Source organism: Qipengyuania citrea (assembly GCF_024171405.1).
Lineage (GTDB): Bacteria > Pseudomonadota > Alphaproteobacteria > Sphingomonadales > Sphingomonadaceae > Qipengyuania > Qipengyuania profunda.
Map to the genome: position 1 here is coordinate 960880 of NZ_JALJZT010000002.1, position 22982 is coordinate 983861.

At 66.2% G+C, this 22982-nt stretch carries 25 protein-coding genes and 1 tRNA gene; 16 read left to right on the forward strand and 10 right to left on the reverse strand.

The window, feature by feature from the left end; genetic code table 11:
• Positions 1–11: 11 nt before the first annotated feature.
• Positions 12–974 carry an acyltransferase family protein gene (locus J2S32_RS05705; RefSeq protein WP_253517942.1) on the forward strand — a complete coding sequence of 321 codons (963 nt, stop codon included), beginning with the start codon at positions 12–14 and terminating at the stop codon, positions 972–974.
• Positions 975–987: 13 nt separating this feature from the next.
• Here the strand turns inward: J2S32_RS05705 and J2S32_RS05710 are convergent, their stop codons facing one another.
• The 3 genes from J2S32_RS05710 to recR all read right to left on the reverse strand — a co-directional run bounded on the left by J2S32_RS05710 (position 988) and on the right by recR (position 3848).
• Positions 988–2439, reverse strand: coding sequence for a DNA recombination protein RmuC (locus J2S32_RS05710; protein WP_253517946.1), 1452 nt, complete (start codon positions 2437–2439; stop codon positions 988–990).
• 164 nt (positions 2440–2603) lie between these two features.
• Positions 2604–3170 carry a peptide deformylase gene (locus tag J2S32_RS05715; protein ID WP_063506122.1) on the reverse strand — a complete coding sequence of 189 codons (567 nt, stop codon included), beginning with the start codon at positions 3168–3170 and terminating at the stop codon, positions 2604–2606.
• Between the two features lie 81 nt (positions 3171–3251).
• Positions 3252–3848, reverse strand: coding sequence for a recombination mediator RecR (recR, locus tag J2S32_RS05720; protein WP_253517967.1), 597 nt, complete (start codon positions 3846–3848; stop codon positions 3252–3254).
• A gap of 52 nt (positions 3849–3900) precedes the next feature.
• Here recR and fmt point away from each other — a divergent pair, with 52 nt between their 5' ends.
• The 3 genes from fmt (at position 3901) to J2S32_RS05735 (ending at position 7083) form a co-directional block, all read left to right on the forward strand.
• Complete coding sequence (fmt, locus tag J2S32_RS05725) at positions 3901–4809, forward strand: methionyl-tRNA formyltransferase (protein WP_253517970.1); 909 nt, start codon at positions 3901–3903, stop codon at positions 4807–4809.
• A 318-nt stretch (positions 4810–5127) separates the two neighbouring features.
• A complete protein-coding gene (gene truA / locus J2S32_RS05730) occupies positions 5128–5889 on the forward strand; it encodes a tRNA pseudouridine(38-40) synthase TruA (RefSeq protein WP_253517991.1) in 762 nt (253 codons plus the stop codon).
• An 81-nt stretch (positions 5890–5970) separates the two neighbouring features.
• Positions 5971–7083, forward strand: coding sequence for a zinc-binding dehydrogenase (locus J2S32_RS05735; RefSeq protein ID WP_253517995.1), 1113 nt, complete (start codon positions 5971–5973; stop codon positions 7081–7083).
• A gap of 152 nt (positions 7084–7235) precedes the next feature.
• On the opposite strand, the gene J2S32_RS05740 is transcribed toward J2S32_RS05735, so the two are convergent.
• Complete coding sequence (locus tag J2S32_RS05740) at positions 7236–8210, reverse strand: asparaginase (RefSeq protein ID WP_253517998.1); 975 nt, start codon at positions 8208–8210, stop codon at positions 7236–7238.
• An 89-nt stretch (positions 8211–8299) separates the two neighbouring features.
• Here J2S32_RS05740 and J2S32_RS05745 point away from each other — a divergent pair.
• A tRNA-Val gene (locus J2S32_RS05745) sits at positions 8300–8375 on the forward strand.
• 40 nt (positions 8376–8415) lie between these two features.
• Here the strand turns inward: J2S32_RS05745 and J2S32_RS05750 are convergent.
• A complete protein-coding gene (locus tag J2S32_RS05750; RefSeq protein ID WP_253518001.1) occupies positions 8416–8991 on the reverse strand; it encodes a TlpA family protein disulfide reductase in 576 nt (191 codons plus the stop codon).
• Between the two features lie 37 nt (positions 8992–9028).
• On the opposite strand from J2S32_RS05750, the gene argH reads away from it, so the two are divergent.
• From argH to J2S32_RS05770, 4 genes are all read left to right on the forward strand, one after another.
• A complete protein-coding gene (gene argH / locus J2S32_RS05755) occupies positions 9029–10366 on the forward strand; it encodes an argininosuccinate lyase (protein ID WP_253518004.1) in 1338 nt (445 codons plus the stop codon).
• Positions 10366–10602 (forward strand): hypothetical protein, encoded by a 237-nt coding sequence (locus tag J2S32_RS05760; RefSeq protein WP_253518007.1) that lies wholly within the window; start codon positions 10366–10368, stop codon positions 10600–10602. The genes argH and J2S32_RS05760 overlap by 1 nt, the downstream gene beginning before the upstream one ends.
• Positions 10603–10664: 62 nt before the next feature.
• Positions 10665–11927, forward strand: a complete 1263-nt coding sequence (gene lysA, locus J2S32_RS05765) for a diaminopimelate decarboxylase (protein WP_253518010.1) — start codon at positions 10665–10667, stop codon at positions 11925–11927.
• A gap of 12 nt (positions 11928–11939) precedes the next feature.
• Positions 11940–12707, forward strand: a complete 768-nt coding sequence (locus tag J2S32_RS05770; protein WP_253518013.1) for a precorrin-2 dehydrogenase/sirohydrochlorin ferrochelatase family protein — start codon at positions 11940–11942, stop codon at positions 12705–12707.
• Here J2S32_RS05770 and J2S32_RS05775 read toward each other — a convergent pair.
• Complete coding sequence (locus J2S32_RS05775; protein ID WP_253518015.1) at positions 12704–13675, reverse strand: MarR family winged helix-turn-helix transcriptional regulator; 972 nt, start codon at positions 13673–13675, stop codon at positions 12704–12706. The two genes, J2S32_RS05770 and J2S32_RS05775, sit on opposite strands and share 4 nt — an antisense overlap.
• A 124-nt stretch (positions 13676–13799) precedes the next feature.
• Between J2S32_RS05775 and J2S32_RS05780 the strand changes: the two genes are divergently transcribed.
• Positions 13800–14354, forward strand: a complete 555-nt coding sequence (locus tag J2S32_RS05780) for an RNA polymerase sigma factor (RefSeq protein ID WP_253518018.1) — start codon at positions 13800–13802, stop codon at positions 14352–14354.
• The gene (locus J2S32_RS05785) at positions 14351–14725 is read left to right on the forward strand and encodes a DUF6768 family protein (RefSeq protein ID WP_253518032.1); all 375 of its coding nucleotides are present in this window, start codon (positions 14351–14353) and stop codon (positions 14723–14725) included. Before J2S32_RS05780 ends, J2S32_RS05785 begins: the two co-directional genes overlap by 4 nt.
• Here J2S32_RS05785 and J2S32_RS05790 read toward each other — a convergent pair.
• Both J2S32_RS05790 and J2S32_RS05795 read right to left on the reverse strand, forming a co-directional pair.
• Entirely contained in the window at positions 14722–15234 is a 513-nt protein-coding gene (locus tag J2S32_RS05790) for a L,D-transpeptidase family protein (RefSeq protein WP_253518035.1), read from the reverse strand. The two genes, J2S32_RS05785 and J2S32_RS05790, sit on opposite strands and share 4 nt — an antisense overlap.
• 29 nt (positions 15235–15263) lie before the next feature.
• Entirely contained in the window at positions 15264–16553 is a 1290-nt protein-coding gene (locus tag J2S32_RS05795) for an adenylosuccinate synthase (RefSeq protein ID WP_253518038.1), read from the reverse strand.
• Between the two features lie 125 nt (positions 16554–16678).
• Between J2S32_RS05795 and J2S32_RS05800 the strand changes: the two genes are divergently transcribed.
• From J2S32_RS05800 to J2S32_RS05820, 5 genes are all read left to right on the forward strand, one after another.
• A complete protein-coding gene (locus J2S32_RS05800) occupies positions 16679–17497 on the forward strand; it encodes an aldo/keto reductase (protein ID WP_253518042.1) in 819 nt (272 codons plus the stop codon).
• A gap of 82 nt (positions 17498–17579) precedes the next feature.
• Positions 17580–17984, forward strand: coding sequence for a hypothetical protein (locus J2S32_RS05805; RefSeq protein WP_253518047.1), 405 nt, complete (start codon positions 17580–17582; stop codon positions 17982–17984).
• A 153-nt stretch (positions 17985–18137) separates the two neighbouring features.
• The gene (locus J2S32_RS05810; protein WP_253518050.1) at positions 18138–18659 is read left to right on the forward strand and encodes a DUF5694 domain-containing protein; all 522 of its coding nucleotides are present in this window, start codon (positions 18138–18140) and stop codon (positions 18657–18659) included.
• Positions 18660–18706: 47 nt separating this feature from the next.
• Positions 18707–19657, forward strand: coding sequence for an oxygen-dependent tRNA uridine(34) hydroxylase TrhO (gene trhO / locus J2S32_RS05815; RefSeq protein WP_253518053.1), 951 nt, complete (start codon positions 18707–18709; stop codon positions 19655–19657).
• The gene (locus tag J2S32_RS05820) at positions 19650–20255 is read left to right on the forward strand and encodes a glutathione S-transferase (protein WP_253518056.1); all 606 of its coding nucleotides are present in this window, start codon (positions 19650–19652) and stop codon (positions 20253–20255) included. Before trhO ends, J2S32_RS05820 begins: the two co-directional genes overlap by 8 nt.
• Here J2S32_RS05820 and J2S32_RS05825 read toward each other — a convergent pair.
• Positions 20252–21364, reverse strand: a complete 1113-nt coding sequence (locus J2S32_RS05825) for an ATP phosphoribosyltransferase regulatory subunit (RefSeq protein ID WP_253518060.1) — start codon at positions 21362–21364, stop codon at positions 20252–20254. The genes J2S32_RS05820 and J2S32_RS05825 overlap by 4 nt on opposite strands.
• Positions 21365–21392: 28 nt before the next feature.
• Positions 21393–22976 (reverse strand): phosphoglycerate dehydrogenase, encoded by a 1584-nt coding sequence (gene serA / locus J2S32_RS05830; protein ID WP_253518065.1) that lies wholly within the window; start codon positions 22974–22976, stop codon positions 21393–21395.
• Between the last annotated feature and the right edge of the window lie 6 nt (positions 22977–22982).

Here is a 22982-nt window from a genome sequence, read left to right on the forward strand (position 1 = left end):
GCTCGACGCCCATGACCTCACCCGATCGCTTTGTCTCCCTCGACGGATTGCGCGGCATTGCGGCGATCGCGGTCGTGTTGTTTCATGTTTCGCTGGGGTACATGCCCGGCGGCTATCTGGCGGTCGATTTCTTCTTCTGCCTCAGCGGCTTCGTGATCGCGCTGGCGTTTGGCAAGCGGTTCGCAGACGGGCTGTCGTTTCGCGCTTTCGCCACGGCCCGCTTCGCGCGGCTCTACCCGATGATGTTCATCGGCGGCCTGCTCGGCATTATCCTGCATGGCGGCAATCCCAACATCCTGCTGCTCGTGCCCGATTTTCTGGGGCTGAGCCTGTTTCCGACCAACCCGCCGTTCTGGTCGCTGCTCGCCGAAGTCCTCGCCAATATTGCCTTCGCGCTGGTCCTCGTCGGATTGTCGACCCGCAAGCTGGCGCTGGTTGCATTGGTTTCCGGGTTACTGCTCGCCTTCGCGATCCTGTCGGGGCCGTGGCCGCGCGAGCTCGGCTCGCATTGGGACGGGGCCGGATGGGCGGTCCCGCGTACGCTCTATTCCTTCACCGCGGGGATGCTGATCTATCGCTGGCATGCGCAGGCTGCGCCGGTGCGGCGTATCACCCGGCTTGCATTGTTGCTGCCAGCCGCGCTGCTTGCCCTGACCTATTTCGGCGGACCCGACCGCGCGCTGTGGGACACCGCCGCGATCCTGTTCGGCCTGCCTGCGATCGTCTGGCTCGGCACGCGAATGGAGATGCCGTTCCAGCCGCTTTGGCGGCGGATGGGCGCGCTGTCCTACCCGCTCTATTGCATCCATGTGCCGCTCATCGCGCTGGCCGACGATCCGCTTGTTCGGCTGGCTATCGCGGCGCTGCTGGTGCCCGCGGCGCTGGCGCTCGATGCGTGGTACGACAAGCCCGTCCGGACGCTGCTCGCCAGGCGGTTTTCGCAAGCCAAGCCCGCCGCCATGCCCGCCCCTTAGATACGGGGGTGCCCTACTCCGCTGCTTCGCGGCCGTCGGCGATCTGCGCGGCGTCTTCAGCATTGTAGCGCGGGGTCGCCTCGACCTGGGGCACTTCGTCGATCTCGCGCTTGCCGATCTCGATGCCCTTGTCATGCAAGCGGCGCCCGGCGGAGAGCACGTTGCGCTCGAAACTGCCGACGAACTTGTTGTAATTGTTGACCGCAGTTTCCAATCCGCCGCCGACGCGCTTCATATGTTCCGCCGCGACCGCGAGGCGATCGTAAAGCTCCGCCCCGGCCTTGCCGATCTCGACCGCTTCCTGCGCAATCGTATCCTGCCGCCAGACCTGCGCCACGGTGCGCGCGATGGCGACGAGGTTGGTCGGCGTGGCGAGCAGCACCTTGTTGCGGAAAGCAAAGTCCCACAATTCGGGATCGTGTTCGAGCGCGGCGGCAACGAAATGCTCGCCGGGGACAAACATGACGACATAGTCGGGCGTGTCGTCGAACTGGCTCTGGTAGCTTTTCGAACCCAGCGTCTGGACGTGCCCGCGCATCGATTTCGCATGCAGGTCGAGATGCCGGATGCGTTCGTTCTCGTCATCGGCCTCGAACGCGGCCTGATAGGCGTTCAGTGAAACCTTGGCGTCGATCACCAGCTTCTTCTGGCCCGGCACATGGACCACCGCGTCGGGGCGCAGACGCCCTTCGTCGGTCTCGATCGAATGTTCGAGAATGAAATCGGTGTGTTCCGAAAGCCCGCATTGTTCGAGCACGTTCTGCAGCGCGCGTTCGCCCCAGCGGCCGCGCGCCTTGGGCGCATTGGTCAGGCTGTTACCGAGCCGCTGCGCCTCGCGCCGGACCTCTTCCTGGCCCAGCCGCATCTGTTCGATCTGCGCTGCGAGCGAGGAGAACGCATTGGTGCGCTTTTCCTCCAGCGCGGCGACCTGGTCCTCGTATTTCTTGAGCCGGTCGCCCACCGGCTGCAGCAATTCGCGGATCTTCGCTTCGGAGGTCTTCTCCGAATGCCCCAGCCGCTCGGTCGCGCGTTCGAGAAAGGCATCCTGCGCCTTGGTCAGCACCGCCGAACCGGTGTTCTGGAATTCCTTAAGCATTTCCTCCCGCGCTTCGATCAGCAGGCGTTTCTGCTCTTCGAAATTGGCGGTCTTTTCCTTCAGCGTCGCAAGCTCGGCGCTGAGCGCCCCGTTATTGCGGCGCATTTCATCTAGCACCGCCTCGTGCTGGCGGCGCGTTTCGCGCAATTCGCCGTCGAGCGCGTCGGCCCGCTCCGCCCGGACCGTGGCATTTTCCAGGTCGACGATCGCCTTGCGGAACTTCGCGTCGAGTTCCTTGGCCTCCGCATCGCGCTCGCCGTGGCGCGCCTGCCAGTCCTTGACCGGCGCGGAGCCGAGACGGTGACCGAGGAAATATCCCAGCGCGAGGCCGAGGACGAGCACGATGATGGCGATGAGGGTCGGATCCATGGCGCGACCCTACGCAGAACGGAGCGGGAACGCTAGGTGCACATTGCCACAATCAACACATGCGTCGCCCCTGCGCAGGCAGGGCCCCAGATAACTTCGCGAAAGAAACCCAACTCAGCTGGATCCCCGCCTGCGCGGGGATGACGCAATTCTGAGGGAGGTCCTTACGCCGCTTCGCGCAGCTTCTTTAGCTTCTTGAGCGCCATGTTGCGTTTGAGACGGCTGAGGTGGTCGATGAACAGGATGCCTTCGAGATGGTCCATCTCGTGCTGGATGCAGGTGGCCATCAGGCCTTCCATGTCCTCTTCATGCGTTTCGCCCTCGAGGTCCTGATAACGCACGCGGCAGGTCGCCGGGCGGTCGACATCGGCGAAGATGTCGGGGACCGAGAGGCAGCCTTCCTGGTAGCTGGCGAGGTCTTCCGCGGGATCGAGGATTTCGGGGTTGATGAACACCCGCGGTTCCTTCTTCGTCGGATAGTGGACGTGTTCGTGCCCGTCGTGATTGCACGGTTCGGGTTCCGCATCCTCGTCCTCGGGCTGGAGGTCGATCACCAGCACGCGCTTGGGCACGCCGACCTGGATCGCGGCAAGGCCGATACCGGGCGCGGCATACATGGTTTCGAACATGTCGGAGACGAGTTCGTTCAGCTCGTCGCCGAATTCGGTGACGGGTTCGGACACGGTCTTGAGCCGGGGATCCGGCACTTCGAGGATTTCACGGATAGCCATGGGTTGCCAGATAGTCGCGCCATGCGGATTCTTCAATTGTTCGTTGCGCACAGGCCATACCCCGTCTGCACGCGCCGGGTTTTACCCCAGCGGCCGCCGCGCGCGTAGCGCCTGTGCAAGCGTGCCTTCGTCGAGATAGTCGAGTTCGCCGCCGACCGGCAGGCCGTGGGCGAGCTGCGTGATGCGCACGGGATGCTCCTCGAGCCGTTCGGCGAGGTAATGCGCGGTCGTCTGCCCTTCGAGCGTGGCGTTCATCGCCAGCACCACTTCGTCCACCCCGCCCGCCTCCACGCGCGCCAGCAATTGCGCGATATTGAGGTCTTCGGGCCGCACACCGTCGAGCGCGGACAGCTTGCCGCCGAGCACGTGGTACTTCCCGGTGAACAGCTTCGCGCGGTCGAGCGCCCACAGGTCGGCGACATCCTCGACCACGCAGAGCGATTTCAGATCGCGCCGCGGATCGGCGCAGATCCCGCACGGGTTGGTGGTGTCGACATTGCCGCAGGTGTCGCATTCGACCAGCGCTTCGCCCACCGTGGCGAGCGCTTCGAGCAGTGCGGGCAGCGCGCTTTCGCGGCGCTTGACCAGCCACAGCACCGCGCGCCGGGCGCTGCGCGGTCCGAGCCCGGGCAGGCGCGCCAGTGCGGCGGCGAGGGTTTCGATCTCTTGCGATGCCATGGGGCGACAGATAGGGGCCGCAGCCAAACAGAGAAAGGCCAACCGCCCAATCATGCGCATAATCTTCATGGGAACGCCCGATTTCGCAGTGCCGACGCTGCAGGCTCTGGTCGATGCGGCGCATGAGGTCGTCTGCGTCTACACCCAGCCGCCGCGTCCGGGTGGCCGCCGCGGGAAGGAACTGACCCCCACCCCGGTGCACCAGCGCGCCAGCGATCTGGGGATCGAGGTCCGCCATCCCAAATCGCTGAGATCGGCCGAAGAGCAGCAAGCCTTCGCCGCACTCCACGCCGATGTCGCAGTGGTCGCTGCCTATGGCTTGATCCTGCCGCAGGCGGTGCTCGATGCGCCCGAACATGGCTGCCTCAACGTGCATGCCTCGATCCTGCCGCGCTGGCGCGGTGCGGCGCCGATCCACCGCTCGGTGATGGCGGGCGACAAGGTGACCGGCGTCACGATCATGCAGATGGAGGCCGGGCTCGATACCGGCCCGATGCTGGCGATGGCGCGCACCCCGATTGAGGGCAAGACCACCGGCGAGCTTACCGGGGAACTGGCCGAACTCGGCGCGCAACTGATGGTCGGCACCTTGCGCGACCTCAATATCCATGTGCCGATCGCGCAGGACGATGCCGATGCGACCTATGCCGCCAAGATCGACAAGGCCGAGGCGCGGATCGACTGGGACCGTCCGGCGGTGGAGGTGGTTCGGCACGCCCATGGCCTGTCGCCCTTTCCGGGAGCCTGGTTCGAACTCGATGGCCAGCGGGTGAAGCTGCTGCGCGCCGAGGTGGTCGAGGGGTCGGGCGCGCCTGGCGAAGTGCTCGACGAGCGGCTGGCGATCGCATGCAGCGAGGGAGCGATCCGTCCGCTCGAACTGCAACGCGCGGGCAAGCCGAAGATGGACCTGGACACCTTCCTGCGCGGCAACGCGGTGGCCAAGGGTGTCGTTCTCGAATGACTGCCGACCCTGTCCGTCACCCCCACAAAGGCGGGGCCCCAGATACCCTCTCGCCTGCCGCGATCGTCGGCTGGATTCCCGCCTGCGCGGGAATGACGGATGGGAGCGTAACGCCAGAATGACTCGCTTCGCGCTCACTCTCGAATTCAACGGTCCTACGCGGCAATGCGGTGGTGCCGGGTACAATCCTCGAATGACTGTCGCCTCAGCCCGTCACCCCCGCGAAGGCGGGGGCCCAGATACCCTCTCGCCAGTGCGCATGGTTAGCTGGATTCTCGTCTCAGCGGAAATGACGGGTGCGGGGAGCGTAACGCCAGAATGACCCGTTTCGCGCTTACTCTCGAATTCGACGGGACGCCCTTTTTCGGCCTCCAGCGGCAGAAAGACGGGCCGAGCGTCCAGCAGGCCGTCGAGGAAGCGGCCTTTCGCGTGCTGGGCGAAGAGGTGCGGCTGCACAGCGCCGGCCGGACCGATGCGGGCGTCCATGCGATCGCGATGCGCAGCCATCTGGATGCCGAGAAGGACATCAAGCCTTACCGCCTGATGGAGGCGCTCAATGCGCACCTCCGCCCCGATCCCGTCGCGGTGACGCATTGCGCGATCGTCCCCGACGACTGGCACGCGCGCTTTTCCTGCACCGGGCGATCCTATGTCTACCGGATTGCCAACCGCCGCGCGCCGCTGACGCTGGAACGCGGCCGCCTGTGGCAGGTGCCGCAGGATCTCGACGTGCAGGCCATGCACCGCGCGGCGCAGGCGCTGGTCGGGCTGCATGATTTCACCACTTTCCGCTCGGTCCATTGCCAGTCGGACAGCCCGGTCAAGACGCTCGACCGGCTTGATGTCGAGCAGGTGGCGACGCCGATGGGCACGGAAGTCCGCGTTCACGCTGAAGCGCGCAGCTTCCTCCATCACCAGGTCCGCTCGATGGTCGGCTGCCTTGCGCTGGTCGGCATGGGCCGCTGGCCCGAAGAGCGCATGGCCGAAGCGCTGGCCGCGCGCGACCGGCAGGAATTGGGATTGAACGCGCCCCCGCACGGCCTGTATTTCGTATCGGCGAGCTACCCCGCGGATAGTTGACCCAACGTCACCCTAGCCAAGCGCCACGAGCGCGCCTAGCGATAGGCCGGTTAGGTCCAGAATTGAATTGGGAGAATGCAGATGACCACAACCGGAAAGCAGCTTTTCACCACTCTTGAAAGCGACGGTACGCTGACCGTCGAGATCGCGCAGAGCGAATTTCCCGATCCCACCGGCAATCAGGTGCTGGTCAAGATGGAAGCGGCGCCGATCAACCCGTCGGACCTCGCGATCCTGACCGGCGCGGCCGATTTCGAGAATGCCGACTATTCCCCCGGCAAGGTCGTTGCCAAGATGCCCGAGCCGTTCAACTCGGGGCAGAAAGCCCGCCATGGCCAGCGCCTGCCCGCAGGCAACGAAGGCGCAGGCACGGTCATCGCAACCGGCGACAGCGACATGGCCAAGGCGCTGATGGGCCAGCGGGTCGCCTGCGTGCCCGGCACCGCCTACAGCGAATACGCGATTGCCGATGCCGCCATGTGCCTCCCGCTGGGCGATAACAGCGCCGAAGCCGGCGCGTCGAGCTTCGTCAATCCGATGACCGCGCTCGGCTTCGTCGAGAACGCCCGGATGGATGGCCACAAGGCGATCCTGCACACCGTCGGCGCATCCAATCTCGGCCAGATGCTCAACCGCATCTGCCTCGAGGACGGCATGGGCCTGGTCAATATCGTGCGTAAGGACGAGCAGGCCAAGCTGCTCAAGGATCAGGGCGCGACGCATGTCGTGAATTCTTCCGACGACGATTTCCTCGACCAGCTCAAGGCGGCGATCGACGATACCGATGCTTTCTACGGCTTCGATCCGATCGGCGGCGGCAAGATGGTCGACACCTGCTTCAAGGCAATGGAACAGGTCGCGGTCGGCAAGATGACCGAATATTCGCGCTACGGCTCGAACCAGCAGAAACGCATGTTCATCTATGGCCGCCTCGACTTCGGGCCGACCACGCTGACGCCCAGCTACGGCTTCGGCTGGACGCTCTCGGGCTGGCTGCTGACGCCGTTCCTGCAGAGTGCGGGAATGGAAACGGTGATGCGGATGCGCAAGCGCGTGCTCGACAACCTCACCACCACCTTCGCCAGCGGTTACAAGACCAAGGTCGATCTCGAAGGCATGCTGACCAAGGATGCGATCCTCGATTATCGCCAGATGAAAACCGGCGAGAAATATCTCGTGATGCCGCACCGCTGATCTACGAACATGCCCCCTCCTCTTCAGAGGAGGGGCAACGAGACTTGGCAAGCCGCAGGCGAGCCTAGTCGCAGTGGGGTGGTGATAGCGGCAAGCGCGACGCTGGCGCGTCGCCACCACCCCCAACCCCCTCCTCTTGAGAAGAGGGGGCCTTAACGCCCGTCGAAGGCGCGCTGGATGGCGGCGGGATCGCGCTCGCCGCCCGCCAGCAGCAGTTGCAGCAGGATGCGTGCCTTTTGCGGGTTGAGCGCCCGCGCCGCGACAAAGCCATTGGTTTCATCCTCGGGCTCGCGGTCGACCAGCCCTTCGTCGGCCCGGCTCGCGCGGACCACGCAGATGCCGCGCGCGGCCAGCCGTGCCAGTTCCTGCCGGACGCTCTCGGGCATATTGCCCTCGCCCACCCCGGCCACCACAATACCGCGCGTGCCCTCGGCCAGCTGCCGCGAAACCGCGGCGGCATCCAGCCCGGCATGGGCGTAGAGGATCACCACCTCGGGTAGCTCATCGGACCAGGCGAAGGCCGCGTCGGTTCCGCTGCGCCAGGGCGCGCCGAACCATTCGAGCGAAGCGGGTGTGACCAGCCCGACCGATTCGCGCGGGAAGCCGCGAAACGCCTCGGTCCCGCGGGTGCGGACCTTGTAGACGTCGCGCGCGCCGAACACGCGGTCGCCCATCACCACCAGCACCCCGCGCCCCGCGGCATCGGGATCGCTCGCCACCCGCACCGCATTGGCAAAATTGCGCAGCCCGTCATAGCCCACCGCATCGGCGGGCCGCATCGCGCCGACCACCACCACGGGCTTGTTCCCCGGCAGCGTCAGGTCGAGCAGGAAAGCGGTTTCTTCCAGCGTATCGGTGCCGTGGGTGACGATGATCCCGTCGCATTCCGGGTTGCTAAGCGCGGCCATCGCGGCGGTATGCAAGGCCTGCCACACCGCTGGCCCGATGTCGGCCGAATCGATATTGGCGATCTGCGTGCCCGACAATTCGGCCTCGAGCCCCAGCCCGCCGACCTTTTCAAGGTAATCCTCGATCCCGATCTCGCCCGACCGATAGTCATGCGCGATGGCGGAACCGGCGATCCCGGCAATCGTGCCGCCGGTGGCGAGGACGGTAAGCTTGGTCATGGGCGGGGCGAATAGCGGCCACGCGGCATTCTCGGCAATTGATTTTCAAGGAACAGCCGCTATGTGCGCTTCCACCCCGATGGACAGGGGGGCGCTTAGCTCAGTTGGTAGAGCATCTCGTTTACACCGAGAGGGTCGGCGGTTCGAGCCCGTCAGCGCCCACCATCTCCGTCCGCAAATCCGAGCGCTGCCGGGGACTGCCCGATTATTCCGCGATCGCCGCGTCGATGGCGGCGCGGGCTTCTTCGCCCGACCAGTCGTAATCGCCCTGCACGCGCCAGACTTCCTCCCCCGCCGCATCGTAGAGCACGGTGGTCGGCATCACCCCGCCGCCGAGCGTGAAGCCGAGTTCGTTGTCCGGGTCCATCCACGGTTCGAGCATGGCGTATCCGCCGGTAGCGAAAAAGGGTTCGACCACCGCGGCGCCCTGCATATCCTGGCTGACCGTCAGCACCCTGAGGCGGCCGTCATATTCGCTCGCCAGCGCGTCGAGCAGCGGCATTTCCTTGACGCAGGGCGCGCACCAGGTGGCCCAGAGGTTGAGCAGCACCGGCGTGCCGCGCAGGGCGGCGAGATCGAGCGTGCGCCCTGCCGGATCACTCACCGTCATCGCAGGCATGGGCGTACCCGCCTCGCTCGGGTCGATCTGCGCGGTTGGCGCGGATGAAGCGCTGCTTTCTTGCACCGCACCGGGTGCGCCCCTATCGCAGCCCGCGACAGCAAGACCGAGGACAAGTGCAAGCGTGAACGACAATCGGGACACGAAAAGCTCCAACAGCATGTGGGGCGGCAGGTTCGCCGAAGGGCCTAGCGCGATCATGCGCGAAATCAACGCCTCGATTCCGTTCGACAAGGCGCTGTGGCGCGAGGATATCGCGGGCAGCCGCGCGCATGTCGCGATGCTGGCCAAGCAGGGTATCGTCTCGCCCGAAGATGCCGCGACGATCGACAGCGGACTGCAGCAGATCGCGGGGGAATACGAACGCGATGGCGTCCCCGAGGACTGGGATCTCGAAGACATCCACATGACCGTCGAAGCGCGGCTGACCGAGATCGTCGGCGCGGTCGCGGGGCGGCTGCACACCGCGCGCAGCCGCAACGACCAGGTGGCGACCGATTTCCGCATGTGGGTGCGCACCGCCAACCAGCGCGCCATCGCGGGAATCGAAGCGGTGCTGCGCGCACTGGTTGCCCGCGCGGAAGAGCATGCCGACAGCATCATGCCCGGCTTCACGCATTTGCAGACCGCGCAGCCGGTCACGCTGGGCCACCATTTGCTGGCCTATTTCGAAATGCTGATGCGCGACCGCTCGCGCTTTGCCGATGCGCTGGCGCGGATGAACGAATGCCCGCTGGGCTCGGCTGCACTGGCGGGGACCGGCTTCGATCTCGACCGCGAGATGACCGCCGAGGCGCTCGGCTTCGCGCAGCCCACGCGCAACAGCCTCGATGCCGTATCGGACCGGGATTTCGCGCTCGATTACCTCATGGCCGCGAGCCAGTGCGCGCTCCACCTCAGCCGGCTGGCGGAGGAGTTCATCATCTGGGCCAGCCAGCCCTTCGGCTTCGTCAAGCTACCCGATACGCTGTCGACCGGCAGTTCGATCATGCCGCAAAAGCGCAATCCCGATGCCGCCGAACTGGTGCGCGGGCATGCGGGCCGCGTGATCGGCTGCGCCACCGCGCTGATGGTGACGATGAAAGGCCTGCCGATCGCCTATTCGAAGGACATGCAGGACGACAAGCCGCCGGTATTCGAGGCCGCGGGCCTGATCGATCTGAGCCTCGCCGCAATGGCGGGCATGGTCGCCGATAGCGGGTTCGAGACCGCACGGATGCGAAAGGCCGCCGAAGCGGGCCACGCCACCGCGACCGATCTGGCCGACTGGCTGGTGCGGCAGGCGGATATCCCCTTCCGCGAGGCGCACCATATCACCGGCGCCGCAGTCAAGCTGGCGGACGAGCAGGGCGTCGCGCTGGACGGCTTGTCGATTGGCGATCTGCAGAAAATCGACAGCCGTATCGATGCGCGCGTGTTCGATGCGCTGTCGGTCGATGCCTCGGTCGCTGCGCGCGGATCCTATGGCGGGACCGCGCCGGTTCGCGTAAGGCAGCAGGTAGCCGCGGCGAAACAGCGTCTCGGCATGGAGGTTTGATGCGCAAACGGGTCGCCCTTGCCGCTTTCGTGATGCTCGGCGCCTGCGGGCAGAAATCCGCGCTCCAGCCGGTCGAGGGGGCCGCCCTGCCGCCTGCGCCCTATGGCGCGGCGGTGCAGCCGACGGCGGACGAATTGCTCGCGGTCGAACCCACCGCGGCGCCCGACCGCAGCGTGGAACTGCGTACGCGATCGGAAGAGCGCGAGGATGACCCCTTCGAGCTTCCGCCCGAGTAATTTCAACGCCGCAAGCAAGCCTTGCTCGACATGCAGCGGGGCTTTGGGCAGAGGCGGTGCCCATGGATCATTTTGAGCTGAAAGACGGCGTATTGCATGCCGAGGGCGTGCCGCTGCCACACATTGCCGAAGAGGTCGGGACGCCGGTCTATATCTATTCGCGTGCCACGCTGGAACGGCATGCGCGCGTGTTCCGCGAGGCGCTGGGCGCGCTCAAGGACCCGCATATCGCCTTCGCAGTGAAATCCAATCCCAACCTCGCGGTGCTCAAGATACTCGCCAATGAAGGCTATGGCGCCGACGTGGTGTCGGGCGGCGAACTGACCCGCGCACTGGCCGCAGGGATGAAGCCCGAGGACATCGTCTTCTCGGGCGTGGGCAAGACCCATGCCGAGCTGCTGCAGGGGCTCGAGGTGGGCATCGGCCAGTTCAACATCGAGAGCGAGGAAGAGGGCTACGAGCTGGCTGCCATCGCCGCGCGGCACGGCAAGCGCGCCGCCTGCGCGCTGCGCGTCAATCCCGATGTCGATGCGCGCACGCATGAGAAAATCTCGACCGGCAAGCGCGAGAACAAGTTCGGCGTACCGCTCGACCGGGCGGCGGAGATCTATGCCCGGCTGGCCGAGGAAGACGGCCTCGATATGCGCGGCGTGGCGGTGCATATCGGTAGCCAGCTGTCGACGCTCGAGCCGCTCGAGACCGCCTTCGGCAAGGTCGGGGCGCTGATCGCCGAATTGCGCGCGCGCGGCTGCACCGTCACCCATGCCGATCTCGGCGGCGGGCTGGGTGTGCCCTACAAGGCGGGCGAGGAACTCCCTTCCCCGGCCGAATATGGCGCGATGGTCGCGCGCGTCACGAAGGATTGGGACGTGCGCCTGATGTTCGAGCCGGGCCGTGTGATCGCGGGCAATGCGGGCGTGCTGCTGACCCGCGTGATCCGCGCCAAGCGCAGCGGCAACGGCCCCCCCTTCGTGGTGGTCGATGCGGCGATGAACGACCTCGCGCGGCCCGCCATGTATGGCGCATGGCACGATTTCGACGCGGTCGAACCGAGCGGCGAGCGGATGACCGCGCATATCGTCGGGCCGATCTGCGAAACGGGCGATACCTTCGCGATGGACCGCGACTGCGATGCGCTGGTGGCGGGCGATCTGGCGGTGTTCCGTACGGCCGGGGCCTATGGCGCGACCATGGCCTCGTCCTACAATTCGCGCGGCTTCGTGGCCGAAACGCTGGTCGATGGCGATCGCTATGCCGTGGTCGCCGACCGCATCGCCGCCAGCGCGATCATGGATGCCGAACGCGTGCCCGAATGGCTCGACTGATGCGACGCCGCGATGCATAGCCTGCCGCTGTTCCACCGGATCGCCGGGCGACGCGTCGTGGTGGTCGGCGATGGCGACATGGCGGGCGCCAAGGCGCGGCTGGTCGAACGCGCGGGCGGAATACCCTGCGCCGAAACCGAAGCGCATCACGCCGCGCTGGCTTTCGTGGCGCTGGACAACCCCCGCGCGGCCGAGGCCGCGGCATTGCGGCTCAAACGCGCAGGCCTGCTGGTCAATGTCGCCGACCGGCCCGAATTGTGCGATTTCACCCTGCCCAGCCTGCTCGACCGCGATCCGGTGCTGGTGGCGGTGAGCACGGGCGGTGCCTCCGCCGGACTGGCGAAGCATCTGCGGCTGCGGCTCGAAGCGATCCTGCCGCAATCGCTGGGCGCGCTGGCCAGTACGCTGAGCGCGGCGCGCGAGCATATTCGCGCGCGGTATCCCGATGGCGACACCAGGCGGCGCGCGATCGACGGGGCACTGCAGGAAGGCGGCGCGCTCGATCCCTTCGCACCCGGCAGCGCGGCAGCAGTCGAGACATGGCTCGATCGCAAGACAGCCACCGAAGAAACGCGCGTACTCGACTTCACGCTCACCAGCGACGACCCCGAAGACCTGACCATCCGGCAGGCTCGCGCGCTGGGCCAGGCGGATACGGTGCTGCACGATCCCGCGATTGCAGAGGCGATACTGGTCCGTGCGCGCGCCGATGCGGTGCGCCAGCCGCTTCCCGCAGAGCCACCCGCGAGCGGGCTGACAGTCTTGCTGCGGCGCGGCTAGACGACCGCGAGTTCGGTCGCGCCGACTGCCGCGAAATAGCGCGCCAGCGCATCGGCAGTGCTGTCCGCCAGCGCGATATAGGCACGGCGGCGGTCATGCGGATCGGATACGCGCACCAGCAGATCGGCATCGACCATCTGCCCGATCCGGCGCAGGGCGGTGGTCGCAGGAACGCCCGCGGCGATGCATAGCGAGGTAACGCAGACCTGCTGCCGCTCGGCCCGCGCGGCGGCGAGATCGAGCAGGATATCCCACGCCGGATCGGCAAACAGCTCGGCATCGAGAAAGCGCATGCGCAGCTGGCGCGCCTTGATCAGCTTGCGCAGCACCGCGGCCTCGGGAAGACGCGGGCGATCGACCCCGTCTCGCGCGGCTTCATAGTCCTCCCCTTCACCGCGCCACGCAGGTGCGGGCGATTCGAAGCGGAACGCGCCGCCGCCTTCGCGCTGGCCGGGGGACAATTGCTCGAGCCGCTCGGCGATCTGGCCAACCTGTTCGGTCAGGCGGAGCAGCATCAGCCGGTCTTCCTCGCCCATTTCGCGCAAGCGCAGATTGGGCACCCGCGCGAGCACGCGTCCGATGGCGATGATGCGTTCGGCCCGGCCCGGATCGACGAGGATCTGCGGCGCCGACATCGAGAAACAGCCGAACACGCTGTCGAGCGCGCCCATGGTGGTGGACACCACAAGCTGCGCGCCCGCCTTGCCCCCGCGCATATCCAGCCGCGAGAGCAGCGCCAGCGCATCCGCGCTCGCTTCCGCGCAATCGACCAGCACGAGATCGCCCAGCGCACCGAGCGGCCCCTGCGCATATTCCTCGAGACTGCAGCATTCGCGCACGCGGAACCCCGCCGCCGCCGCATCCTCGCGCATTTCGGCGCGGATATGCGCGCGATCGGCAAGCACGGTCACCGCCAGTTGGCACCCGGCGGCATCGCGCACCGGCTCATATTGGAAATCCGCCTCCATCGACTCGTCCTCCCTTGCTCGAATACAGGAACAGGATGAGAACAAATGTGGATCACGTCAAGAAGACGGGCAAAATTCCCGTTGGCGATTGAACCATTCCCCACCCTGCTGCGACTATCGGATCATGGCAGCTATCGAAGCCTCATCGCCCGATGCCGGGCGGCTGTATGACGAGTTGCTCGTCACGCTGGTGCAGACGGGTGACCGGCGCGCGGGCGAACGGCTGGCGATCCGCTGGCAGCCGCGCCTGGCTCGAACCGCGCGCCGCCTGCTGGGCGATGACGAGGCGGCGCTGGTCGCGGTGCAGGAGACATGGCTGTCGATCCTGCGCAATATCGCAGGGCTGCGCGACCCGTCACGCTTCGCGCCCTGGGCCTTTGGCATCCTGCGCCGGCGCTGCGCCGACCGGATCCGACAGGCGCAGGCCGACCGTACGCGCCAGGGAGAAAGCGAGGACGAGCCCGTGCTCCCCGCCGCGGCGGACGACGCGCTGGCCATTCGCCAGGCTTTCGCCGCGCTGCCGGGGGACCAGCGGCTCGCCGCGCAATTGTTCTTCGTCGAGGGGCTGACCCTCGCCGAAATCGCCGAGGTGCAGGAGGTGCCGCCGGGCACCGCCAAGACGCGCCTCTTTCATGCCCGCCGCAAATTGAAGGCGGCCCTGTCCGGAGACGAAACATGACCGATATCGACACCCGTATCCGCGGCGCGCTCGACGCGGACGACGAGGCTTTCCTCGCCGCGCTCGATCCCGACCGCGGAATGTTCCAGCAGATCGGCGACAGCATGCGCGGTCCGCTCGGCGGCTGGGCCAAGCTCAGCTTTGCCACCGCGATCGTGATCGGCGTGGCGCTCGCCTATGCCTTCTACCGCGCGCTGACCTTCGCCAGCATGGAGCAATTGGTCGGCTGGGGCCTCACCTGTATCGCGCTGCTGGTGATGCAGGGCTTCCTCAAGGAATGGATGTTCGCACGGATGAACATGCTGACGCTGCTGGCGGAAGTGAAGCGGCTCCAGCTGCAGGTCGCGCTGCTCGCTGACAAGCGCGGCTAGGGGCGGATCTCGATCGGCGTGCCGTCGGGGATCAGGCTCCACAGCTCGGCGATCTCGGCATTCGACAGCGCGATGCAGCCATCGGTCCAGTCCCCGGGTATCCGCGTTTCATAGGGCAGGCCGTTGGGCTGGCCGTGGAGGAAGATCAGCCCGCCCGGCGACCGCCCGCGCGATCGCGCATAGGCGCGGTCCTGCGCATTGGGATAATCGATGTGCAGGCTGAGGTAATAGCTCGACTGCTCGTTGCCATAGGTGATCGTATAGCGCCCCTCGGGCGTGCGTTCGTCACCCTGGAAGCGTTTGTGGCCCTGCGGCGCATCGCCATATTGCAGGCCCGAATAGGTGCGGATCGCCCGCCCACCCTGATAGACCCACAGCTTGCGCTCGGACTTGTCGATCAGGACGAAATCGGCCCGCTCACCCGGCCGCGCCTGCTGCGCCTGCGCTGCCGGCACCGGCAGCACAGCGGCGCAAAACAGGACGGCGAGGAAGACGGCGAGAACGCGCATGGTGCCGGCACCATAGCGCGGATTTCTCATCAATCCATAAACGGATCGCGCATCAGGATCGTATCGTCACGCTCGGGACTGGTCGACACCAGCGCCACCGGGGTTTCGATCAGCTCCTGCACGCGCTGGATATACTTCACCGCATTGGCGGGCAGATCGGCATAGCTGCGCGCACCCGCGGTCGATTCGTGCCAGCCTTCCATGCTTTCGTAGATCGGCTCGACCGCAGCCTGGTCGGCGGCATGGCTGGGGAAATAATCGTAGACATTGTTCCGCAACCGGTAGCCGGTGCAGATCTTCACCTCGTCCAGCCCGTCGAGCACGTCGATCTTGGTCAGCGCGATCCCGGTCACGCCGCTGATCGCGCAGGTCTGGCGCACCAGCACGGCATCGAACCAGCCGACGCGGCGCTGGCGCCCGGTGACGGTACCGAATTCATGACCGCGCTCGCCAATGCCCTTGCCCACATCGTCGTCGAGCTCGGTCGGGAACGGGCCGCTGCCGACGCGGGTGGTGTAGGCCTTGACGATGCCCAGCACGAAGCCGGTGGCATTGGGCCCCAGCCCGCTGCCTGCCGCGGCCGTACCGCTGACCGTGTTCGAGCTGGTGACGAAGGGATAGGTCCCGTGGTCGATGTCGAGCAGGACGCCCTGCGCGCCTTCGAACAGGATCTTGGCGCCGGCCTTGCGGACCTTCTTCAGCCGCTTCCACACCGGCTGCGCATATTTGAGCACGAAGGGCGCGATCTCGCGCAGTTCGGCCAGCAATTGCTCGCGGTCGACCGGGTCCTGCTCGAACCCGGCGCGCAGCGCGTCGTGATGCGCGCACAGCCGGTCGAGCTGGGGTTCGAGATGGTCGAGATGCGCGAGGTCGCACACGCGGATCGCGCGGCGGCCGACCTTGTCCTCGTAAGCCGGACCGATACCGCGCCCGGTGGTGCCGATCTTGCCCGATCCGGCGGCCGCTTCGCGCAGCCCGTCGAGATCGCGGTGGATCGGCAGGATCAGCGGGCAATTGTCCGCCACGGCGAGGTTGTCGTCATTGATGGTGACGCCCTGCGCTTCGAGCTTCTCGATCTCGGCCTTGAGCGCCCACGGGTCGAGCACCACGCCATTGCCGATCACGCTGAGCGTGCCCGAAACGATACCGCTGGGCAGCAGCGAGAGCTTGTAGGTGGTGCCGTCGATGACCAGCGTGTGGCCCGCATTGTGGCCGCCCTGGAAGCGCACCACGGCATCGGCGCGGCTGGCCAGCCAGTCGACGATCTTGCCCTTGCCCTCATCGCCCCATTGGGCGCCGATCACGGTGACGTTGGCCATTCGATAGTTCTCGCAAATGTAAGGAAATCAAACGCCGCGGGCGTTAGGCTGATCTCAGGCACGGGGCAAGGCGCTTTGCCGGAAACATGGGGGCGCAAATCCGTTGGTACGGCAAAGGAGATCTTATGGCCGATTATCCCACTCTCGCGCTCAATGACGGCCGCCAACTCCCGCAACTGGGCTTCGGCACCTACAAGATCGACGAGGACGATGCACCCGAAGCGGTCAAGACCGCGCTCGATGTCGGCTACTGGCTGGTCGACACCGCAGCCATCTACCAGAATGAACGCGGGGTCGGCAAAGGCGTCGGCGACTGGTCCGACATTTTCCTGCAAACCAAGATCTGGAACGAAAGCCAGGGCTTCGAGCGGACCAAGAAGGCTGCCGACAAATGCCTCGAACGGTTGGGGCGCGACCATGTCGACATGCTGCTGATCCACTGGCCCTGCCCCGAAAAAGACCTGTTCGTGGAGACGTGGAAAGCGTTCATCGAACTGCGCGACGCAGGCAAGGCGAAGTCGATCGGCGTGTCGAACTTCCGCGAGCAGGACCTGCGCCGGATCATCGACGAAACCGGTGTGACGCCCGCGCTCAACCAGATCGAACTGCACCCCACCTTCCAGCAGCGCGAACTGCGTAAGCTGCACGAGGAACTGGGCATCGTCACGCAGTGCTGGTCGCCGCTGGGCCAGGGTGCGGGTATCGAGAACGAGACCATCGCCGTCATCGCCGAGGAAACCGGCCAGCCCGCCAGCGCCGTGATCCTGCGCTGGCACATGCAGCACGGACTGTGCGCGATTCCCAAGGCATCGAGCCGCGATCACATCGAGGCCAATTTCGCAGCGCTCAAGTTCACCCTCACGGACGACCAGATGGACCGCATAGACTCACTCGACGATCCCGAGGGGCGGATCGGTCCCGATCCGGGCGATTTCGAAGGCTGATCGCCGCTAGAGGATCGAACCCGACTTACTTGACTGTATTATATGGACATGACACCTCCTCCGGAAATTTCAGGAGAGTGTCATGTCCATTTTTCTTGCCCTGCTCGCTGCCACGCTGCCCGCCGCGCCGGTTGCGGCCGAGGCGACGGATCCGGTCTCCATCGTCGACCATGCGGCGCGTGAACGCGGCGATCCGAGCGAGGTGCTGGTGCTAGGCACCGCGCATCTCAGTTCGCTATCGGCGGATTTCGACACCGCCCGCTTCGATCCCCTGCTGGGCCGCCTCGAGGACTGGCAGCCGGATGCAATCGCGATCGAGAACCTTGATGGACCGCAGTGTGATTTCCTGCGCGCCTATGCGCATGCCTATGACGACACGGCGGAGACCTATTGCCCCGATCCTGCACCGGCACGCGAGGCGCTGGGCATGAACGCAGCGCAGGCGCACCGCGAGATCGGCGCACTGCTTAGCGAGGGGGCAACCTAGCGCTCGGCATCGCAGCGGCGGCGGCTGGCCGCGCTATTCCTGGCGATTGGCGATCCGAACTCGGCGCTGGTCCAATGGCTCCGCCTATCCGAAGCCGACCGCATTGCGGACGACGCGCTCACCGCCGAGCTGGTCCAGACGCTTGCGAAACGGATGGCACGCCTGAACGAATCCAGCCTGATCGCCGCGAGGCTGGCGGCCCGGCTTGGCCATGAACGGGTCTATCCGGTGGATGATCATACCGGCGACATCGCGGGGCATCCGATCAATGAAGAGACCTTCGGCACGCAGATGCGCCAGATCTGGGACAATCCCGCCAGTGCCGAGCGGCTGGCGGCCTATCAGGAATGGCAGGAGCAGGTGGAAGACGGCACGCTATCGGTGCTCGAATGGTATCGCCACCTTAATACCGATGAACAGGCGCGGCTGGCGATGAGGAGCGATTTCGGCGCCGCGGCAGGGTCGCCGCTGCCGGGCAATGCGGGGCGCAAATATCTCGCGTATTGGGAGACCCGCAATCTGCGCATGGTCGCGAATTTGCGCCAGGTGATCGGCGACGAGCGCCGCGTGCTCGCCATCGTCGGCGTCTCGCACAAGCCCTATTACGAACGCTACCTACGCATGACGAGCGATGTCAGACTGGTCGATACAAGCGTGGTTCTGAAGATCGACTGATCGGCGGGGGTGCCTGCACGGCCAAGCCCTGCTAACGGGACGCGGTGATGTCCAAGCCCCCGATCCGCATCGCCGCGCTCTATCAGTTCGCGCGGTTCGACGACCCGTCCGCGCTGCGTGCGCCCTTGCTCGCCGCGTGCGAGAGCAACGCGGTGCGCGGGACGCTGTTGCTGGCGCGCGAGGGGATCAACGGGACCATCGCCGGCAGCGACGAGGGAATCGCCGCGGTGATCGCGCATATCCGCATGCTGCCCGGCTGCGGCGCGATCGAGGTCAAGGAATCGCGCGTCGCCACCATGCCCTTCAACCGCACCAAGGTCCGGCTGAAGCGCGAGATCGTGACCATGGGCCAGCCCGATCTCGATCCGCTGGCAGGGGTCGGCACCTATGTCGCGCCCGAGGACTGGAACGCGCTGATTTCGGATCCGGAGACGATCGTGATCGACACGCGCAACGATTACGAAGTGCAGATCGGCACCTTTGCAGGCGCGATCGACCCGCAAACCACCAGCTTCGGCGAATTTCCCGAGTGGTTTCGCGCCAAGCGCGCCGAATTGGAGGCCGAGGGGCGCAAGCCCAGGATTGCCATGTTCTGCACCGGCGGGATTCGCTGCGAGAAATCGACCGCTTTCGCGCGCGCCGAGGGGGTGGACGAGGTCTATCACCTCAAGGGCGGCATCCTCAATTATCTCGAACACGTGCCCGAGCAGGACAGCCTGTGGCGCGGCGAATGCTTCGTTTTCGACGAACGGGTCAGCGTCGGCCACGGACTGGCGGCGGGCACCCACGGCCTGTGCCGCGCGTGTCGCAGGCCGCTGAGCGAAGCCGACATGGCGCATGCCCACTTCAGCGAAGGCGTGTCCTGCCCGCGTTGTCATGACGAGCGCAGCGACGAGCAGCGCGCGCGTTATGCCGAGCGCAACCGGCAGGCGCGGCTCGCACGAGAACGCGGCGAAGAACACATCGGGCGGCGCGGCGAAGCTGGGCGCGATGGCTGAACCGATCCTCTACAGCTTTCGCCGCTGTCCCTATGCGATGCGTGCACGCATGGCGCTGCGGATCGGCGGGGCATCCTACGAACACCGCGAGGTCGTCCTGCGCGACAAGCCGCCGGAAATGCTCGAGGTGTCGCCCAAGGGCACGGTGCCGGTGCTGGTCGCCGGACCGGGCGAGGTGATCGAGGAAAGCCGCGACATCATGCGCTGGGCGCTGGGGCGCAGCGACCCCGAAGGCTGGCTCGAGCGCGACGATCCGGAGTTGGTCGAAACCAATGACGGGCCGTTCAAACACCATCTCGACCGCTACAAATACGCTACCCGTTACGACGATGTCGATCCGGCGCAGCATCGCGCGGCGGCGCTGGAGATACTGCGCACGCTGGACGAGCGGCTTTCCCGGTCAGCCTATCTGCGGGGCGAGACGCGCGGCTTTGCCGATATCGCGATCTTTCCCTTCATCCGCCAGTTCGCCAATGCGGATCGTGAATGGTTCGATAGTCAGGCGCTGCCGCACCTTCAGACCTGGCTCGCAGGCCTGATCGATTCCGACCTCTTCGCCGGGATCATGGCCAAGCACCCGCAATGGGTGGCGGCCTAGAGCGGTTTGGGCTCGGTCCCGTCGAGCACATGCGAGCAGCCGAGCGCGCGCGCATCATCGCTGTCCGACACCGCTGCCACGGTCCGCCAGCCGATCGCCCGCAGGCGTGCGCCGACATCGCGGTCGTGGCCCAGCGGCAGGAACAGGATCTCGCGCTCATCGGCCTCGGGTCCGCCCAAGGCATCGAGCAGCGGATCCATATAGAGCGAGAACCCGGTCGCGGGTTCCTCGCTGCCCTTGATCGTATAGGTCCCCCCACGGCCCAGCGCGCCCCGCGCGCCCTCGCCATAGAGTGTGAAGCCGAACCAGCTCTGGTATTCGAACCCGTGCCGCTCGGTCGGGTCGAGCGTGACCCGCGCGCGGTCGCCGATGGTCGCGGCAATTTGGCGTAAGCCGGTGATCCGGCTGCCCAGCGCGCCGTCCACATCGATCTCCGCCAGCGTGTCGATCGCCTGGTCGAACGGGCCGGTGGCATACAGCAGCGGGAGATAGGCCTCGCCGCCTGCGTCGCGCAGCCCGCCGGCATCCTTGGTATCGAGCTCGCGGCGAACCGCAGCGCGGCGTTCGGCATCGAGCGGCAGCGTGTCTTCGGCCAGCGTATCGACCAGGTCGGGCAGCGTGAAATCGACCGAGATATTGGCCACCCCCGCCGCCTTGAGCGCCGCGATCGCCACCGAGACCATTTCGCTGGCAGCGGCAACACTGTCGGTGCCGATCAGTTCGGCCCCCACTTGCAGCCGCTGGCGTGCCGGGTCGAGCTGGTCCGCGCTCAACAGCGCGATATCGCCCGCATAGCACAGGCGCAGCGGACGCGGCGCGGAGGCCATGCCGGTGGCGGCAATGCGCCCGACCTGAACGGTCATGTCGCTGCGTAGCGCCAGCGTGCGCAGGCTTTCGGGATCAGTGAAGCGCACCATGCGGCGCGTCGCGACACCATCCATCCGGCCTGCCAGCGAGTGTTCGAATTCGACCAGCGGCGGACGCACGCGGTCGTAGCCATGGCTGTCCATCGCATCGAGCATCGCGCGCTTGGCAGTGGTGATCGCGCGGGCGCGCGCCGGCAGCGCGTCTTCGAGGCCGACGGGCAGGAGGTCGTCTTGATTGGTCATCGCGCCGCGCCCCCTGCCCTATCGTTTGTCAGAATGCCAGTGGCATCACGACCTTGACGCCTTCGAGTGCGCAGGCCTGCTCGACCACCTCGGGCGGGATCGGCGCATCGACGCTGAGCAGCACGGTGGCCTCGCCCCCGGCCTGGCGGCGACCGAGGTGGAAGGTGCCGATATTGATACCCGCCTGCCCGAGCAACGAACCGATCCGGCCGATGAAACCGGGCGCGTCTTCGTTGACGATATAAAGCATGTGGCCCTCGAGTTCGGCCTCGATCCGCACGCCGAACAGCTCGACCAGCCGCGGGGCATCGGCCCCGAACAGCGTACCCGCCACCGACCGGTCGCCCTGGTCGGTGCCCACCGTCACGCGGATCAGCGTGTTGTAGACGCCTTCCTTCTCGTGGCGGATCGAGCGGATGTCCAGCCCGCGTTCCTTTGCCAGATAGGGCGCGTTGACCATGTTCACCGTGTCCGAATACTGGCGCATCAGCCCGGCCAGCACCGCGCCTTCGATCGGCTTGCCCGACAGTTCGGCTGCCGCGCCTTCGCGCTCGATCGAGATCTTGGTCAGATTGCCATGCGCCAGCTGGCCCACCAGGCTGCCGAGGTCTTCGGCCAGACCCATATAAGGGCGCAGCTTGGGCGCTTCCTCGGCGCTGAGGCTGGGCATGTTGAGCGCGTTGGTGACACCGCCGCTGACGAGGTAATCCGCCATCTGTTCGGCCACCTGCAGCGCGACATTGACCTGCGCTTCGGTGGTGCTGGCACCGAGGTGCGGCGTGCACACGAAGTTGGGCTTGCCGAACAGCGGGCTGTCCTTGGCCGGTTCGCTCTGGAACACGTCGAGCGCGGCCCCGGCAACCTGCCCGCTGTCGAGCGCATCGGCCAGCGCCGCCTCGTCGATCAGGCCACCGCGCGCGCAGTTCACGATCCGCACGCCCTGCTTGGCCTTGGCGAGGTTTTCCGCCGACAGGATATTGCGCGTCTCGTCGGTCAGCGGCGTGTGCAGCGTGATGAAATCGGCCTTCGCCAGCAGCGTATCGAGATCGGCTTTCTCGACCCCGATTTCGACCGCGCGTTCCTCGGTCAGGAAGGGATCGTAGGCGACGACCTTCATGCGCAGGCCGAGCGCGCGGCTGGCGACGATGCTGCCGATATTGCCCGCGCCGATCAGGCCCAGCGTCTTGCCGGTCACTTCGACCCCCATGAAGTCGTTCTTGGGCCATTCGCCCGCCTGCGTGCGGACATTGGCGGCGGGGATCTGCCGCGCCAGCGCGAACATCATCGCGATGGCGTGTTCGGCTGTGGTGATCGAATTGCCGAACGGCGTGTTCATCACCACCACGCCCTTGCCGCTGGCATAGGGTATATCGACATTGTCGACGCCGATGCCCGCACGGCCGATCACCTTGAGGTTTTCGGCAGCGTCGAGGATTTCGGGCGTGACCTTGGTCGCGCTGCGGATGGCGAGGCCATCGTACTGGCCGATCACGGCCTTGAGTTCATCGGGCGTCATGCCCGGCTTCACATCGACATCGCAGCCGCGCTCTTCGAAAATGCGCGCGGCGTTCGGGTCCATCTTGTCGGAGATGAGGACTTTGGGTTTGGTCATTTTTCG

Excerpts from the sequence above, each read along its gene's own strand:
- J2S32_RS05750 (WP_253518001.1), bottom strand. The coding sequence starts at position 8,991 with ATGCTGTTGGAGCTTTTCGTGTCCCGATTGTCGTTCACGCTTGCACTT.
- recR (WP_253517967.1), bottom strand. The coding sequence starts at position 3,848 with ATGGCATCGCAAGAGATCGAAACCCTCGCCGCCGCACTGGCGCGCCTG.
- lysA (WP_253518010.1), top strand. The coding sequence starts at position 10,665 with ATGGATCATTTTGAGCTGAAAGACGGCGTATTGCATGCCGAGGGCGTG.
- truA (WP_253517991.1), top strand. The coding sequence starts at position 5,128 with ATGACCCGTTTCGCGCTTACTCTCGAATTCGACGGGACGCCCTTTTTC.
- J2S32_RS05715 (WP_063506122.1), bottom strand. The coding sequence starts at position 3,170 with ATGGCTATCCGTGAAATCCTCGAAGTGCCGGATCCCCGGCTCAAGACC.
- fmt (WP_253517970.1), top strand. The coding sequence starts at position 3,901 with ATGCGCATAATCTTCATGGGAACGCCCGATTTCGCAGTGCCGACGCTG.
- J2S32_RS05735 (WP_253517995.1), top strand. The coding sequence starts at position 5,971 with ATGACCACAACCGGAAAGCAGCTTTTCACCACTCTTGAAAGCGACGGT.
- argH (WP_253518004.1), top strand. The coding sequence starts at position 9,029 with ATGCGCGAAATCAACGCCTCGATTCCGTTCGACAAGGCGCTGTGGCGC.
- J2S32_RS05805 (WP_253518047.1), top strand. The coding sequence starts at position 17,580 with ATGTCCATTTTTCTTGCCCTGCTCGCTGCCACGCTGCCCGCCGCGCCG.
- J2S32_RS05825 (WP_253518060.1), bottom strand. The coding sequence starts at position 21,364 with ATGACCAATCAAGACGACCTCCTGCCCGTCGGCCTCGAAGACGCGCTG.
- J2S32_RS05770 (WP_253518013.1), top strand. The coding sequence starts at position 11,940 with ATGCATAGCCTGCCGCTGTTCCACCGGATCGCCGGGCGACGCGTCGTG.
- J2S32_RS05780 (WP_253518018.1), top strand. The coding sequence starts at position 13,800 with ATGGCAGCTATCGAAGCCTCATCGCCCGATGCCGGGCGGCTGTATGAC.
- J2S32_RS05785 (WP_253518032.1), top strand. The coding sequence starts at position 14,351 with ATGACCGATATCGACACCCGTATCCGCGGCGCGCTCGACGCGGACGAC.
- J2S32_RS05775 (WP_253518015.1), bottom strand. The coding sequence starts at position 13,675 with ATGGAGGCGGATTTCCAATATGAGCCGGTGCGCGATGCCGCCGGGTGC.
- J2S32_RS05710 (WP_253517946.1), bottom strand. The coding sequence starts at position 2,439 with ATGGATCCGACCCTCATCGCCATCATCGTGCTCGTCCTCGGCCTCGCG.
- trhO (WP_253518053.1), top strand. The coding sequence starts at position 18,707 with ATGTCCAAGCCCCCGATCCGCATCGCCGCGCTCTATCAGTTCGCGCGG.
- J2S32_RS05790 (WP_253518035.1), bottom strand. The coding sequence starts at position 15,234 with ATGCGCGTTCTCGCCGTCTTCCTCGCCGTCCTGTTTTGCGCCGCTGTG.
- J2S32_RS05800 (WP_253518042.1), top strand. The coding sequence starts at position 16,679 with ATGGCCGATTATCCCACTCTCGCGCTCAATGACGGCCGCCAACTCCCG.
- J2S32_RS05820 (WP_253518056.1), top strand. The coding sequence starts at position 19,650 with ATGGCTGAACCGATCCTCTACAGCTTTCGCCGCTGTCCCTATGCGATG.
- J2S32_RS05705 (WP_253517942.1), top strand. The coding sequence starts at position 12 with ATGACCTCACCCGATCGCTTTGTCTCCCTCGACGGATTGCGCGGCATT.
- J2S32_RS05760 (WP_253518007.1), top strand. The coding sequence starts at position 10,366 with ATGCGCAAACGGGTCGCCCTTGCCGCTTTCGTGATGCTCGGCGCCTGC.
- serA (WP_253518065.1), bottom strand. The coding sequence starts at position 22,976 with ATGACCAAACCCAAAGTCCTCATCTCCGACAAGATGGACCCGAACGCC.
- J2S32_RS05740 (WP_253517998.1), bottom strand. The coding sequence starts at position 8,210 with ATGACCAAGCTTACCGTCCTCGCCACCGGCGGCACGATTGCCGGGATC.
- J2S32_RS05795 (WP_253518038.1), bottom strand. The coding sequence starts at position 16,553 with ATGGCCAACGTCACCGTGATCGGCGCCCAATGGGGCGATGAGGGCAAG.
- J2S32_RS05810 (WP_253518050.1), top strand. The coding sequence starts at position 18,138 with ATGGCACGCCTGAACGAATCCAGCCTGATCGCCGCGAGGCTGGCGGCC.